12 protein-coding genes, 1 pseudogene and 1 riboswitch are annotated in these 16032 nt (G+C 34.2%); of the genes and pseudogenes, 5 read left to right on the forward strand and 8 right to left on the reverse strand.

From position 1 onward, the window contains the following. Positions 1–330: 330 nt before the first annotated feature. The gene (locus NKR20_RS19180) at positions 331–672 is read right to left on the reverse strand and encodes a hypothetical protein (protein ID WP_253428534.1); all 342 of its coding nucleotides are present in this window, start codon (positions 670–672) and stop codon (positions 331–333) included. A gap of 1117 nt (positions 673–1789) precedes the next feature. Beyond that, a complete protein-coding gene (locus tag NKR20_RS19185) occupies positions 1790–2272 on the reverse strand; it encodes a MerR family transcriptional regulator (protein WP_253428536.1) in 483 nt (160 codons plus the stop codon). A 659-nt stretch (positions 2273–2931) separates the two neighbouring features. Between NKR20_RS19185 and istA the strand changes: the two genes are divergently transcribed. The 3 genes from istA to NKR20_RS19200 all read left to right on the forward strand — a co-directional run bounded on the left by istA (position 2932) and on the right by NKR20_RS19200 (position 6729). Beyond that, positions 2932–4362 (forward strand): IS21 family transposase, encoded by a 1431-nt coding sequence (gene istA / locus NKR20_RS19190; RefSeq protein WP_121216048.1) that lies wholly within the window; start codon positions 2932–2934, stop codon positions 4360–4362. Next, positions 4355–5080, forward strand: coding sequence for an IS21-like element helper ATPase IstB (istB, locus tag NKR20_RS19195; RefSeq protein ID WP_036180664.1), 726 nt, complete (start codon positions 4355–4357; stop codon positions 5078–5080). The genes istA and istB overlap by 8 nt, the downstream gene beginning before the upstream one ends. Positions 5081–5599: 519 nt before the next feature. Next, a protein-coding gene (locus NKR20_RS19200; protein WP_253428537.1) for an IS3 family transposase occupies positions 5600–6729 on the forward strand; the annotation gives its coding sequence in 2 pieces (ribosomal slippage) (positions 5600–5846 and positions 5846–6729; 1131 coding nt in all). A gap of 74 nt (positions 6730–6803) precedes the next feature. On the opposite strand, the gene NKR20_RS19205 is transcribed toward NKR20_RS19200, so the two are convergent. The 4 genes and pseudogenes from NKR20_RS19205 to NKR20_RS19220 form a co-directional block, all read right to left on the reverse strand. Beyond that, a complete protein-coding gene (locus NKR20_RS19205; RefSeq protein ID WP_253428540.1) occupies positions 6804–6950 on the reverse strand; it encodes a hypothetical protein in 147 nt (48 codons plus the stop codon). Between the two features lie 652 nt (positions 6951–7602). Beyond that, positions 7603–8531: pseudogene (locus tag NKR20_RS19210) on the reverse strand (IS30 family transposase). Positions 8532–8691: 160 nt separating this feature from the next. After that, positions 8692–9987 carry an NCS2 family permease gene (locus NKR20_RS19215; protein ID WP_253428541.1) on the reverse strand — a complete coding sequence of 432 codons (1296 nt, stop codon included), beginning with the start codon at positions 9985–9987 and terminating at the stop codon, positions 8692–8694. A 131-nt stretch (positions 9988–10118) separates the two neighbouring features. Beyond that, positions 10119–10219: riboswitch (purine riboswitch) on the reverse strand. A gap of 1380 nt (positions 10220–11599) precedes the next feature. Then, positions 11600–12729 (reverse strand): IS3 family transposase gene (locus tag NKR20_RS19220; protein ID WP_253424351.1). Its coding sequence is split into 2 segments (ribosomal slippage): positions 11600–12483 and positions 12483–12729, totalling 1131 coding nucleotides; the frame shifts between segments, so codons are not numbered across the junction. A gap of 156 nt (positions 12730–12885) precedes the next feature. Here NKR20_RS19220 and NKR20_RS19225 point away from each other — a divergent pair. After that, positions 12886–13716: a hypothetical protein gene (locus NKR20_RS19225; protein WP_253428543.1), complete on the forward strand. Its 831-nt coding sequence runs from the start codon at positions 12886–12888 to the stop codon at positions 13714–13716. Between the two features lie 382 nt (positions 13717–14098). Here NKR20_RS19225 and NKR20_RS19230 read toward each other — a convergent pair whose 3' ends face one another. Both NKR20_RS19230 and NKR20_RS19235 read right to left on the reverse strand, forming a co-directional pair. Continuing rightward, positions 14099–14842 carry an alpha-helical endospore appendage domain-containing protein gene (locus tag NKR20_RS19230; RefSeq protein WP_253428545.1) on the reverse strand — a complete coding sequence of 248 codons (744 nt, stop codon included), beginning with the start codon at positions 14840–14842 and terminating at the stop codon, positions 14099–14101. A 282-nt stretch (positions 14843–15124) separates the two neighbouring features. Next, positions 15125–15544, reverse strand: coding sequence for a hypothetical protein (locus tag NKR20_RS19235; RefSeq protein WP_253428547.1), 420 nt, complete (start codon positions 15542–15544; stop codon positions 15125–15127). A 79-nt stretch (positions 15545–15623) separates the two neighbouring features. Here NKR20_RS19235 and NKR20_RS19240 point away from each other — a divergent pair, with 79 nt between their 5' ends. Continuing rightward, positions 15624–15788 carry a hypothetical protein gene (locus NKR20_RS19240; RefSeq protein WP_253428549.1) on the forward strand — a complete coding sequence of 55 codons (165 nt, stop codon included), beginning with the start codon at positions 15624–15626 and terminating at the stop codon, positions 15786–15788. Positions 15789–16032 lie beyond the last annotated feature (244 nt).

Raw genomic sequence — 16032 nt, forward strand, 5'->3', positions numbered from 1 at the left:
AAATTATGAGGGAGTTGCGCAACCATGATTCATGATTTTACGAAAGTAAAGAATATATCTGGTGAAGTTATTTACGGAGTTACCAAAACTACCAATCCATCAACAACCTGAGATTTTACAACTACATGCCCTGGTCGAAAACAATTCAAACAGCATGTGTAAAATAATAGCCTTCAATCCTAGAAATCGTTGAATTGAAGGCTCTTTGTAGTGCGTACCTAAGGGTACGCTATTTTTCTATTTCGGGCTTACTTTATTCTAAATTTATTCATAAAAAACTACATCTCTAATTTGGATGTGGTCCAAATATTAAATAGATCTACTTAAAACTTATCTTGGATGTATCCAACCTTCATAAACACCAATCACAGTAGCTCGCCCAGTGAGTGGATTATATCCAGGTTTAGTAGATACTAGATTAAGTATACCAGCCCAATCTCCATCACGATAGTATATTTGGCTTTCTACTTTTGTGACACTAGTGTAAACTTTTTCGATTCCTGAAACCCATCTTTCATGGACAGCATTAGGAGTTATTACTCCACTGTTTTGCGAAATTTCGTTATGTACATTTCCAATACGATTATTAGCCATTTCTTCTGCTGAAGCAATTAATGCCCCTGGTAGAGTTAGCGATAACCCAAGTAAAACACTACTAAATACTTTTTTCATTTGGAAATTTAATTCCTCCTATCATTTAATTCCTTTAAAGCGCGCTATAAAAAGCAACTATACTCGAGCCAAATCAAATATATCACACCAGTTATTCATATTCAATCCAAATTTAGAAAAAAAATCATATATTTGAAATTTTTAACAATGGAAATACTTTTACATTTATAACCATTCCTCTAACTCCAAAGTTAACCAAGTTAAAAATAGGCGTGTATTTTCAATTTCTATTCCATTCTTTTCTGTTCTATTTATCTTTTACACACACAAAAAAAAAATAATAATTTAATATTCACTCAATTACTCTTTCAAATAAGATCAAACATTTCTTTTATTTTATCTGTTCTTAACCTTAAACAAGGGGGATTTTTTAAGGTTGAAAGAAATAAAAGAACTCTATTTTAGACTTTGTATAGTCCTTAATATTAGTTAAATAGTAATGATTGAGTACACGAGACTAGATTAGATTGTCCTTAAAGTAAATAATTTTAAGAATGATTAGAGTTTTAAGAAAGTTTTTTTAATGGTGAAAGCCATTAAATTGTCTAAATACCCTCTAATAGACTTGATATTACAAGCTTTTGTAACATTTTAGAGTGGTCCCTTTGTATAGCTACTGGACGGAAAATTACTTAAAACAGACCACTTTTCTGTCCAATCTCCATCCCATTTTAATGAATTCGCTTAATGTCAACATGTATTGTATGGACTTTAGACAGAAAAAAATTTTTTATAGCTATTGGACGCGAAAACGAACCACTTTGTATAGATGCAGGACCGCATTTAAATTGATAACGAACCATCATGGTCTATTTAAGCTTTTTCTAAATCATATTAATCATGAGAAAACCTTTAGTAATTTTTCGATACAAACCAAGTGCTATTGTTCAACATTTGCTCTCTAATCTTAAATAGTAATAACTTTAATTCCAATTGTTGTTCACTGCCTTTAAATAGCATAATGTTACCTCGTTTCTTCGTTATAGCGTTATAACAGTACTTGAATTAATGACTTGAATAAACCATTCTTTAATTCAAGTACCTTCTATACCTCAAACCATTGATAACACTGTAATTTGCCCGTAATCCCTATAATGCTACTTTATAGGTATGCCTATCACACTTTTCCGAAGATTCCTTTAAATCCACTTTGTTTGTTCTTATTTTCATTTTGCTTAATAAAACAATCTAGTAAGTCCTTCATTTCCTGGTTTTGACTTATTAATTTCATCAATTCCTCTTTATTTGTTAATTGTTGTTTTTTTATCATTTCAATCTCGTTAAACAATTTTGCAAAACTACAATCAAACTGTTCTATCACTTTTATTAATAGATCCAATTGAGTAACCTCTTCAAATTCAAGTGATAACTGTTGAAGTGTAAAAAGCTCTTTTAATAGTTCTCTATTATTTTTATGCTTGTCTTTCTTCTTTGCATATAAAAATTTCTGCAAAAGTTCCAAATCCTTTGAAGAATAAATCCGATTACTTTGACTATTCCTTTTAAAACGATAACCAAATTCTTCAAATAATAATGCGTATTTTCGTAATGTTGAACTACTTAGATTTAAACTTTCACACACTTCTTTTGTTGTATACAAAAAAATACTCCACCTTTCTAAAAAAAGCACCGTGTTAAAAGAAATCTACATTTATAATAAATGTAAACTTTAACACGGTGCTTCCGTTAATATTTTATTCTATTATTAAGTTTATAAAAAAACATATTTTACAAAAATAGTAACAATCTATTTTTGTTTAAATCGTTAACTTTCCATTTCAGACAAATCCTGTTTGTAGGCGGAACTCTAACTAATATATGTGGGAATATCATGACAAAGTCCCGGATTCCAAGTATAACTAATATATTTACGCAGAGGGTATATCCATATATTATCAAACTAAATTACCTAAGTTTACTAAAAATACTTCATGATTTTCAAAATAATATAACTTATCCCCATACTACATTCGATTATGTTAAAAAAATGAAAATTCATTTCAATTCAAGGAAATATTTAGAAAAATATACTTTTCTATAAATCTAAATTTCTATTATTATATTTATCGTAAGCTACCCTTTCTAATCTCATCTAAACCAAAATTGTTACAGTTGTGTATTGCATAATAAAAGTGCAGACTAGTGCAACGAATTTGTACAGAGTCTAGCACTTTTTTAGTGCAAAAAAATAGACTTGCCAGCCACCCCAAGTCACTCTACTGTTAAAGTGTCGAATTTTACCAGTGGAGGTTTGAAAGGATGCTAGCAATGTCTGAAATTAATTGTATCAAAACTTTAAGAAATGAAAAAGGATTGTCTATTTCTAAAATTGCAGAAACTATGAATGTAAATTGGCGTACCGCCAAAAAGTATGGTGATGGCGATCAGTTACCTCAAGAAAAAAAGCATATTAAAAAAGGGATGATGTACGAAGAAAAATGGGGAGAAATCGTTATAGACTGGCTTGAAGAAGATCTCAAACTAAAGAAAAAACTACGTCGAACAAATAAAAAAATAGTTGCGGATTTAAAAAGGATGGGGTTTAAAGGATCGTATCGAACGGTCTGTAACTTTATTCAAGAATGGCGTGCGACAGAAGATGATGAAGTAAGTAAAGGGCATGAGCGATTACAACATCCAGAAGGTGAAGCGCAACTAGATTTTGGCGTAATGGAGGCTGTTCAAGACGGAGAGATTGTCGATGTTCATGTTTTAGTTATGACGTTCCCAGCTAGTAATACTGGTTTTGCGATACCGATGCCTGGAGAAAATTTGGAGTGTTTCCTAGGTGGGTTACAAGAGCTGTTTAAGCAAGCTGGTGGAGTGCCAATTAGTATTCGAATTGACAATTTAACACCTGCGGTCAAAAAAGTACGCAAAGGTGATACAGAAGCTGAATTAACAGAAGCATTTCGCCATTTCCAAAACTATTATGGCTTTAAAGTGCAAGTGTGCAATCCATCCAGAGGTAATGAAAAAGGAAATGTGGAAAATAAAGTAGGCTATGTACGATATAACTTCTTTAGCTTACCACCAGTCATAAAAGACTTTGAAGATTTAACGGAACAATTAAAGCAACAACTGAAGGAAGATCGTGACCGACCACATTATGAAAAAGAAGAACTCATTGAGGATTTATGGCAGCAAGAGCAAAAGCAATTAATAAAATTACCAGAAGATCCGTATCCAGTATTTAAGCAGTTTCCGATTAAGTTTAATAAGTATAATGAGTTTAAGTTAGACAAGCATTTTATTCATGTGCCTAGAGCGCGTAACTATGTGCAGTTATATTGCATTACGTATTGGGATTCATTCAAAGTGATTACAAATGAGGGAGAAATTTTATTATCAGATGCAAGACCTTATATGAAGAAACGACGTTTCATTCCATGGAAAGATATTTTAAAAGATTGGTTAAAAAAGCCTCGTGTTATTGGTCATTCACGTTATACCCCTTATTTACCGACTCGTATAAAGGAGTATTTAACAGTTCCATCCTTGGCATTAAGGAAACAGCGTCTAAATGAATTACTCACTCTTTTAGTGACTCATGATATGAAAGAAATTGACCAGTATTTTTATGAACTTATTGGAAAAAATAGCGATGATCAAGAACATCCTTACGGTGTAAAATGGACTGATTATGATGCGCTATCTCCTAAAGGAATGGAGGCTTCAAGTCATGAATAATGCCATTTTACAATTGTGTAAGCAATTGCGGTTAGCTCATATCGCTGAAGCAATACATGATGTTCCATTTACAACACCTGAAGAATATATTTACCAACTTTTATTAAAAGAACAAGATGGTCGGGAACAAGCAAGGATCGCAAGAAACTTAAAGAATGCCCGATTTATCGATACGAAAACATTAGAGGGCTACGAATGGCACAAAGATATTTGTTTACCTAGTCATCTATCGAAAGAAGAACTAGTGCAGCTCGATTTTATTCGAAGAAAAGAGAATGTAATTCTAGTAGGGGCGCCTGGAACTGGTAAAACACATTTAGCTTCAGCACTGGGTAGAAAAGCTTGTGAGCAAGGTTTTGAAGTACGTTTTTATCGAGTTTCGCATTTAGTAGAAGAATTGGAACAGGCTTTACATGTGGGGAAATTAAAGCAATTTCGAAATAAATTAGAGAAAATTGATTTAATGATATTGGATGAAATGGGTTATCTTCCATTTGGTAAAGAAGGAGCGGAGTTACTTTTTCAAATCATTTCTGAATTTTACGAACAGAAGAGTTTGATTATCACGTCAAATTTAGAATTTAGTCAGTGGAATCGTATTTTTTCAGATTCACGTTTAACGGCAGCTCTGGTGGATCGTTTGATTCACCATGCCCATATTATTTCTTATACGGGACAGAGCTTCCGTTTAGCCAATGCGTTGTCGAGAAAACAGTAAAAATATTGGGTGGCAACACTCTGTATATTTCATTGCAATTCTCTGCATTTTTATCTTGCAAAATACAACAGTACATATTGCAATAATGATTGAGGCTAAACCTAATCCATTGCCAAAGGAAATTATCTAATTACTATTTGCCCACTCAGCAAATACCATCACATATTTACCTTCCATATATCCCCTAGAGATTAAAAATGCAAATACATAAAGTACAATTACAATATAAATCAGAAGGTGAATCAACATCAAAATTAAATATGCTATCTGTTCTTGAATAGACATATATGGGGATAACTCTTTTAATTTAAGCCTTTTCTCATATATTGCATCTCGATTTTCATCGGGAAAGATATATTTCAAAATAATATAAAATACTAAATTAATTATGTAAAATAATAGACCTATACCTATACCTATACCTATACCTATATTTAAGTATGAATAGGCTACACTAAGTTGGACAGATAAAATAAGGGGTTGTAAACTTAGACTAATAACTTAAGGGAGCGTGCAACAATGTCACGTCAACGTCGAACATTTACACCCGAATTTAAACTGCAATTAGTGAAGCTTTATGAAAATGGTAAGCCTCGTGCGGAGATTGCGCGAGAATATGATATTACCCCTTCTGCGCTAGATCGCTGGATTAAAAACCACCAGGAAACAGGTTCATTCGCTGCGAAAGACAATCGTTCTGAAGAAGAGAATGAGCTCGCTCGATTACGTAAAGAAAACCAACGCTTACTAATGGAAGTCGATATTTTAAAGCAAGCGGCGCTGATCATGGGACGAAAATAAGTGTGATTCGTAATAACGCTCACAAGTATTCGGTATCAGCAATGTGTGCCGTCCTCGAGATTCCAACAAGTACGTATTATTATCATGCCGATCTATCTAGTCAACGTGCGAAAAAGGCTGAAGATAAGGTGATTTCAAAGGAAGTTGCGCGTATTTTCAAAGAAAGTCGCAATAATTACGGCACACGTAAAATCAAGAAAGAATTAGCGAAATTGCCTGAGCCAAAACACGTTTCTCGTCGTCGAATTGGTCGCATTATGAATGAACTCGGGCTCGTTTCAACCTATACAGTGGCGCAATTTAAGCCACATAAATCAAGCTGTAACGAAGCTCCAGTCAAGAATGAATTACAGCGTCAATTTAAACAGGATGAACCATTAGCGGTGATTGTCAGTGATTTAACATACGTTCGTGTCGGAAAAAAGTGGCACTATGTATGCCTATTTGTCGATTTGTTCAACCGTGAAATCATCGGTTATAGTGCTGGTGAAAATAAAACGGCAAAGCTTGTGCATCAAGCCATTGCAAGCATCAAGGTCAATCTAAATGACGTCAAAATGTTTCACACAGACCGAGGAAAAGAGTTTGATAATAAACTGATTTCAGAGGCACTTGAAACATTCGGAATCCAGCGATCACTGAGCATGAAGGGATGCCCTTACGATAATGCCGTGGCTGAAGCGACATTTAAGGTAGTTAAAACAGAATTCGCTAATCAGGCCCACTTCACCTCTCTTGAACAGCTGGCTCTTGAACTTGGGGATTACGTACACTGGTTCAACAACCTACGAATTCACGGAACACTCGGCTATTTAACGCCTGTGGAATTCAAGCAACAGTCCCTATAATTTTTGTCCAGTTTAGTGTTGACATTCCAATCCTGTGATTAATGTAAAACGACCACACACCCCAATCACCTTCTTTAGCTAATTTTCTTATCTAACTGATGTAAAAGCATTTCTATTTCTTCCTTAGAACACTTCTCTATTATAGTCATTATTTCAGTTTTAAATTGTTTCTGTTCTTCCTCAGAAAGCGTATTTGTTTTAATTACCTTACCCGTATTCATTACTGATCACTCACTTTCTGAAAGTATAAACCTATTATAAGAACATTCGTTCGTTTATTCAAGTTTCATTGTAAACCAAGGGGACGTCATGCAATTTCCGTGTAGTCGGCATCACATTTTCTTAAATCAATCTCACTGTCGGAGCTAACAACTTTTGCATAGTCCTTAATGTCTGTTAGATAGAAATCAGAATAGAGTATCAAGCAATATGGAATAAATGTAATACTGAATTGTAATACTCTTACGTAACACTTAAATGTAATAGTAAACAGTAATACTTTTACTTAATACTAAATTGTTATACTGAACAATAATACTCTTACTTAATACTAAATTGTAATACTAAACAATAATACTCTTACTTAATACTAAATTGTAATACTAAACAATAATACTCTTACTTAAGACTAAATTGTAATACTAAACAATAATACTCTTACTTAATACTAAATTGTAATACTGAACAATAATACTCTTACTTAATACTTAAATGTAATACTGAACAATAATACTCTTACTTAATACTTAAATGTAATACTTAACAATAATACTCTTACTTAATACTTAAATGTAATACTATTACTTAACAATTAGGGGATATTTTATACAGAAACTATATAATTTATATATAACTTTTATATAAGATACTTTGTCAATTTAAGTGCAACAGTTCTTCCTGAAACGCCTCGTATGCAGTTTTCCAACCAAGACATTTTCTTGGTCGATTGTTGATAAGTTTAAGTGCTTGTTCCATCTCTTTTTCCGTTACGTGATCAAAGTTTGTTTTCTTTGGGAAGAACTCACGTAAAAGACCATTCGCATTTTCGTTACTGCCACGTTGCCATGATGAATAAGCGTCCGCGAAATAAACTTGGATATTTAAGTCTTTTTCGAGTACGTTGTAACAGCTAAATTCTTTTCCGCGGTCAGTCGTAGCCGTTAATATTGAGCCATTTGGTAGTTCTTGATATAACCATTTAACGGCTGCCTCCATTGCTTGAGCAGAACGGTTTGGAATAAGTACAGCTTTATACCAGCGAGTTTTGCGTTCAATAAAGGTAGCGACACAGCCCTTTGCTTGGCCACGTCCAGAAACAACAGTATCCAGTTCCCAATGACCGAATGTTTCACGTTTACGTACATACTTAGGGCGTTTGGAGATTGGTGTACCAATATTGAATCGACCTCTTGTTTCACGCGGTTTTTGGCGTTTCCCTTTTTGACGAAGTGTGGAAAGAGGCACCTCTAATAAACCGTTGTAAATCCAACGATAGATACTTTTAAAACTTAGCTTTCCTGGATATAAGCGTCCGACAATCTGTTCAGGTGACCACCCAATTTTTTCTGAACAACTTCTTTTAACTTAGGTGTTAGTTTAGACTTAGCTCCACACTTCGATTTATTACTATGATATCGAGCTTGAGCCTCTTCAGGAGAACAATTTAGATGTCGTCGTAACTCTCTTGAAATTGTAGATGGACTTCTCTTGATAAATTCTGCAATTTGGCGAATAGAATAACCTAACTCAAAGTAAGTTTCTATTTTTGAACGTTCAGATATGGTAAGATGAGTATAGCTCATAACGATTCCTCCTCTGATGTTTGTGTGGTAACTAACATTTTATACGAGGTCGTTGTGGGCTTCTTCTATTTTGACTTACAGGTGTTGCACTTAATATTACAATCCGTCATAAAAATAAAATCCACGAGTTACTAAACTCGTGGATTTTTAAATCTATTTCTTAAACGATATAAGCAAAGTATAGAAGGAATAACAAACAAAGCACATACATAATTGGATGAACTTCTTTACAACGTTTTTGTGCGACTAAACAAATTGGATAGAGAACAAATCCTAATCCAATCCCGATAACCACACTAGAAGTAAGAGGCATCATAATAATTGTTAAGAAGGATGGAATCACAACCTCTAACTTAGTCCAGTTGATTCTACGGATTTCCATTGCCATTAAAGCCCCGACAATAATTAATGCAGCTGATGTCACTTCCACTGAAATGACATTCACAATTGGTGAAAAGAACAAAGCCACAATAAAACAAGCAGCGATTACGACAGATGTAAAACCTGTTCTACCACCAACAGCGATACCAGCAGAAGATTCAACACTAGTAGCAGGGGTTGACGTCCCTAAAATCGCACCAATTACACCCGCAGCAGAATCGGCCAATAATCCTTTTCCGATATTCGGGATTTTATTACCTTTCATCATTCCTGCTTGGCTCGTTAATCCAATTAATGCGCCAGCTGTATCAAAAAAGGCAACGATTAAAAATGTAAAGATAACTGTTAGAGTTTCTGGAGTAAAAATCTCATGTACATGTGAAAATACAACGCCAAAAGTTGGTTCAATGCTTGGGATGCTTCCAACAATCGATGAAGGAACATCGATTAATCCGAAAATCATCCCAATAATCGTTGTAATCACCATTCCGTAGAAAATTCCGCCGTTAATGCCACGTACTAACATAATGATCGAAATAATAAGACCAATTACAGCCAGTAACGTCATTGGTGAAGTTAAATCACCAATCGAAACATATGTATCTGGATTTGAAACAACAATTCCACCATTTTTTAATCCGACAAATGTAATGAAGAATCCAATCCCAGAAGCAATTGCATATTTTAAATCCAGTGGAATGATATTAATAATCTTCTCTCGGATTTTCATTAAGCTTAATACCATAAAAATGATACCTGCTACAAAAACACCAGTTAAAGTGATTTGCCAATCAATTCCCATTCCAATACAAACAGTGAATGTAAAAAATGAATTCAATCCCATACTTGGAGCGATTGCGATTGGATAGTTCGCAAGTAGGCCCATAAGTAGTGTTCCAATGATGGCAGTTAAAGCAGTTGCAGTAAATACAGCCCCATGATCCATCCCAGATTGACTGAGGATAAGTGGATTAACAATTAGAATATAAGCGATTGATAAAAAGGTTGTGATACCAGCTAGTGTTTCCTGCTTGTACGAAGTGTTTCGCTCGTCAAATTTAAAAAAGTCTTTCATGTTGTACGCTCCTAGTTGCTAAATTAAAGATTAGCGGGAATGATTCAACCAATTCATTTTTGTTCCATCAGTATATAAAAAAAACTTTGACCACCATTGGCCAAAGTTTTCTACAAAATGGAATAAAAAATCGTTAATTTCCCATTCCTTGTAGACAAGCTATTTAAGGTAGCTGGTAGAAACTTTCAAGCCGTATTCTTGAAATTATACAAGGTAAATCTATTCTATATTAAAATAATGATAATGAAAGAATGATAACAATCTTCATTTAAAACGTCAATGAAATAAAATGGGAAAGATTCCAGGACAGATACGTTAATTATATAAAATTGACCGTGAACCCAATATGCAGAATGACTAAAGGTGTTTAATAACCAAACAAAACTTATATAATAATTATATAGTTTTTATATAACCTTTATATATGATGAATCAAACACATAATCCAATGTTCATTTGCTGTTATGTAATTTATGCAAAATAAAAAACCCGGAATAAATCCGGGTCTGATTCACTTACCTACTTATCCTCCATGACACCCTGCCTCGCTTTTCGCATTAATCTTAAGATAATTCCTAAGAAATTTTTGCTTTAGCTATTCAGTTCGAAGTTCCTTCTGAGTTAACGAAAATTCGCACTCATCGGGTTAACCCTCCTTAGTCACAGAATGGATTGAAGTGAAATCTTTAATAGTATAGGTCAACACCAATTTTTTATACATAAACATTATATGATTTTTATATAACTCTTATATATAATATATACCGTAATTCTTTGATTTTATGTGGTTAGAAATATTGATTTGACAGGTTTTTCAAACATTATGTAATACTCTTATGTAATATTTGGATGTAATACTATACTTAAGCGTAATACTGAATATTATGCAAAAGAAAAACCCGGAATAAATCCGGGCCTGATTCACTTACCTACTTATCCTCCATGACACCCTGCCTCGCTTTTCGCATTAATCTTAAGATATTTCCTAAGACATTCTTGCTTTAGCTATTCAGTTCGAAGTTCCTTCTGAGTTAACGATCATTCGCACTCATCGGGTTAACCCTCCTTAGTCACAGAATGGATTGAAGTGAAATCTTTAATAGTATAGGTCAACATCACTTTTTTATACATAAATGTTATATAATTTTTATATAATTCTTATATATTTTAAACCATAATTCATTGTTTAAATATGATTCAAAATGTTGAGTTAACATGGGTTTTTCGCGTTATGTAAAACTCTTATGTAATACTCTTACTTAATACTTAAACGTAATACTGAATAGGAATACTTTTGTGTAACAATGAATTTTATGCAAAATAAAAACCCGGAATAAATCCGGGTCTGACTCACTTACCTACTTATCCTCCATGACACCCTGCCTCGCTTTTCGCATTAATCTTAAGATATTTCCTAAGACATTCTTGCTTAGCTATTCAGTTCGAAGTTCCTTCTGAGTTAGCGTTCAATCGCACTCATCGGGTTAACCCTCCTTAGTCACATTGGATTGAAGTGAAATCTTTAATAGTATAGTGCGGTATCCATTTTCCATACATATTTTTTTTAAATCATTTTTAAAACTTGGAATGTCAACACTAAACTGGACAAAAATTATGTGGGCTGTAGCTTGAATTCCATCGGCGTTAAATAGCCTAAAGTTCCGTGAATACGGATGTTGTTAAACCAGTGTACGTAATCATCAAGTTCAAGAGCGAGCTGTTCAAGGGAAGCGAAGTGGACTTGGTTTGCGAATTCGGTTTTAAATACCTTAAATGTCGCTTCGGCCACGGCGTTATCGTAAGGGCAACCCTTCATGCTTAATGAACGCTGAATGCCAAACGTTTCGAGTGCTTCTGAAATCAATTGGTTATCGAATTCTTTTCCTCGATCGGTATGAAACATTTGTACATCATTCAGATTGGCTTGGACGCTTGCGAGTGCTTTATAGACAAGGTCTGCTGTTTTATTTTCACCTGCACTATGTCCAATAATTTCTCGATTGAAAAGGTCGACAAATAAGCATACATAGTGCCATTTTTTGCCGACACGGACGTATGTTAAATCGCTCACTACGACAGCTAACTCCTCAACCTGATTGAATTCACGTTGTAATTCGTTTTTAATGGGTGCTTCATTGCTGCTCGATTTATGCGGCTTAAATTGTGCCACTGTGTAGTTTGAAACGAGTCCCATTTCGCTCATCAAACGACCAATTCGACGTCTTGAAACTTGTTTTGGCTCGGCCAATTTCGTCAGTTCTTTTTTGATTTTACGTGTGCCATAGTTATTACGGCTGGCTTTGAAAATGCGTTCAATATCCTTAGAAAGTGCCGCATCTTCCGCTTTTCTTGCACGCTCACCAGAAAGGTCCGCATGGTAATAATACGTACTTCTTTTAATATCGAGGACGGCACACATTGCTGATACCGAATACTTGTGAGCGTTATTACGAATCACATTTATTTTCGTCCCATGATCAGCGCCGCTTGCTTTAAAATGTCGTTTTCCATTAGTAAGCGTTGATTTTCTTTGCGTAAGCGGTCAAGCTCTGTTTCTTCTTCTGTTCGATTATCTTTTGCAGCGAAAGAGCCAGTTGCTTGATGATTTTTGATCCATTTATCCAAAGCTGAAGCCGTTAGATCATACTCTCGTACAATATCTGCACGAGACTTTCCGTTTTCATAAAGCTTCACCATTTGCAGTTTAAATTCAGGTGTAAATGTTCGACGTTGACGTGTCATAAAAGCACGCTCCCTTAAGTTAGTAGTCTAAGTTTACAACCCCTCATTTATTCTGTCTAACTTAGTGTAGCCTATCCAACTAGATATTACTTTCTCAAAAGGGGACAATAATTTATGTTACACTTTTACGAAAAAAGTGATTAAAGGATGTATTGCATGAAAAAGTTGAAAGGCATCGTATCCCATTTTCTTATGTTGCCAGCTATCGTGATTGGGACGATTGCAATGGTATCTTATGGTGTACCAACGAGTATTTGGATTCAAAATAGTCTTATTTGGATAATGGGAACAGTTTTTGGGGCTGTTTTTCTAATTCAGCGCAAGGAAAAACAGTTCAATAATGGTCGAAGTAGTCAGATCATTATGATTTTAGTTTTATTAATTTTGCCTTTTTTCTTTAATGGGTTAGAAGGCGTGCATCGATGGTTAATCATAGGACCCATTAATCTATACATAGCAAGTATTGTTTTACCTTTATTAATTATTCAATTATGGAAAATTAACAATCGTGATTATTATGTATTCGGACTAATACTCGTTACATTCACTATATTGTTGTTTCAACCAGATGCAGGGCAATTATCCGCATTTGCCTTTGCCGCAACAATCATTCTTTGGAAAAAGATTGTTAGTGGGATTTTAAAATTTCTTTCTATCACACTGACAGGAGCCTTTGTTATTACATCATGGATATTTCTCGATGATTTAGCACCAGTTCCTTATGTAGAAGATATCCTCTTTTTAGTGTCAGATCTGGGGAATGTTTGGTTCATTATAGGTATTTTCTCGCTATTATTATTAGTATGTCCATTCTTTCTTTTCGGTAGTAAAGGTTTCGTTTCGTTATCATTAGGCGTTTACTTCCTCATCACAATGATTGTAACTTTTATTGGAAACTTCCCAACGCCAATCATGGGTTATGGAATATCACCTATAATCGGCTACATCATTTCTATTACTTTTATCACGAAGTATTTTCACACCTAGAATAAAAATCTTTGAAAGATAAATTATTATCCTAGTTCCATCCTCTTTTTTAGCATATTTTTTATTAAAAAGGAGGATTTTTGATGAACAAAAAAAATCAATCTAAAAGTAGTAGTAGCTCTTCCAAAAACTCAAAAAGTAAGTCATCGAAGAAAGCATCTTACTGTCAATCATGCATGAGGAAAAAAGGAAACAAATAATTCTATAGAAAATCAAAGCTGAAATCCCATCCACGTTTCAGCTTTGATTATGAAAATCTTATCTCATACATAATAGAAATATTACCGTATTAGATTTTCTAATTGCATAAGACTATTTAATAAATGGATGACACATTGTCGATTAAGACAATGTGTTTTTATAATTAATTCACTAGTATTTATTAACAGTGAGGGAAACCATCAAAAGCTCCGTTATTGAATGCATCAAGTGTATCTTTGATATCCTCAACCATTTCTCTTTGTGGTTGAGAGACAGAATCGTTATTTGCAAGGAATATATCTGCAGCATTAATTGCATCTACGACATCACTAGGTAATTCACCAGTTGGAACACCACAACGAGCAATGTTTAACTTCGTAGCAATTAACTGTGCTTTTAGTTGATTAATTCCACCACCAGGTGTAGCTGCGATAGCTGCAGCTTGTTGAGGAGTTGTTACCGTTGTAGTAAACGTTCCGCCAAGATTTCCTAATAAAATAGGAAGCCAATCGCCACTAATATTTTGTGGTCGTCTCCAGAAACCTCTTGTGTTCACACAACACTCTCCACCATTTCCTCCATTGCCACCATTTCCATCTTCAAAATCTAATACATCTTCCAGTTTTGTTAGAAGTAAAAACTCTTTATGAATGATAAATTTCATAGTTTTTTGAACACTACGGTTGACTGCTAATAAACCTTCCAAAGTAGTAGCTAAAGGTGGAAAATAGTCTGAAGCTGTATCACCGGCAGTTCCCGGCATTTGTAAAGTCCCTAGTGCTTTTTGAATTTTTTCCGCTTCCGCATTAATCATATGCGCTAAAGCTATTTCTTCTAAACCAATCGAAGCCAAAATTAGACTAAGAATCTGATCTGGATTAAGGTCCATAATTGGATTTATATTAGGAATGTTCGGATTTGACATTTATTCACCTCCCTCACATTAAAGTCAGACTAGTATATTCTTTTGTTTGAGATTGTGAATGTGCGAAAACATAGAATTTGTAAGTATTATACAAATTTAGTAGCCTTTTATAAGAGATTGGGTAGTTTGTTGAAAAATGATGATGCAACGTATTCTCACATTAACGAAATAGAGTTATAGAGTGGAGAACTGAGGAGATTTGATATTGTAAAGAATGGAATAAAAAAGACTCGATTCCGATAAGAATCGAGCCTATATAATTAAATTCATCAGCAATTATACTTATTGATTCAATTCCTTATATAAAACATATTTCAAAGCAGCAATTTCATCATCAGAAAGTTTTCCTTCAACTTCAGCTAATAATTGTTCCTCACTAATCGAACCATTTTGCGCTTGTTCTTGAATCTCAAGTAAACGAGTAACGCCCACTTTTTTTATTAACACACGTGTAGCTTCTTCCTTCGTTTGGAAGGGGAGGGTCTCTGGGTTTATAGATGCTGCCTCACTTACAAATTCTTGTACTCTTGGATCGCTCTCAATATAAGATTTTACTTCTTCTAATTTTTGATCATCTAAAGTAGATTCTACTTTTTCCATAATTTTTTCGGAAGCGATATTTGTGCCAAAATGCCACACTGCATAAGCAGCTGCTCCAAGTAAAACAAGTAATATTACGATAAACGTTAAAAACTTTTTCATCAACTCACTCCTGACACATTGAATATAGCACAACTCCTCGAAAACCTCGAAGGAAAAATAGTGCCTATTATTGGGTCCATTGCAATTATTTAAGAAGCTCAATTCTATCCAAGAAACAAACGTGCAACCGATAACTATCATTGTTACAGATGTCAATAAACAATGGATCGATGGTTTATTCGAAGAGGTTTACTGGGGCTGGGTTGTAGAACTCCATGACTTTTGGTTTTCTAAGGAATATTGAGGTAAGGGGTTAGGTGGAAATCTATTTAATACATTAGAAAAGTTAGCTAAAGAAAAAGGGGCAAAAAAGGCATTTTTAACTACCTATAATTTTTAAGCACGTTCTTTTTATGAATTAAAGGATTCGAAAAGTAGGTGAAATCAAAGATTATCCCCCAGGTAGTAGTTATTTTACAATGGTTAAAACATTAGTATAATTACCATTTTCAAGTAAGAGATACGTTTTCCCGTTAAAGGTTCGTAGA

This window comes from Ureibacillus endophyticus, from assembly GCF_024159215.1.
Taxonomy (GTDB): Bacteria; Bacillota; Bacilli; order Bacillales_A; family Planococcaceae; genus Ureibacillus; species Ureibacillus endophyticus.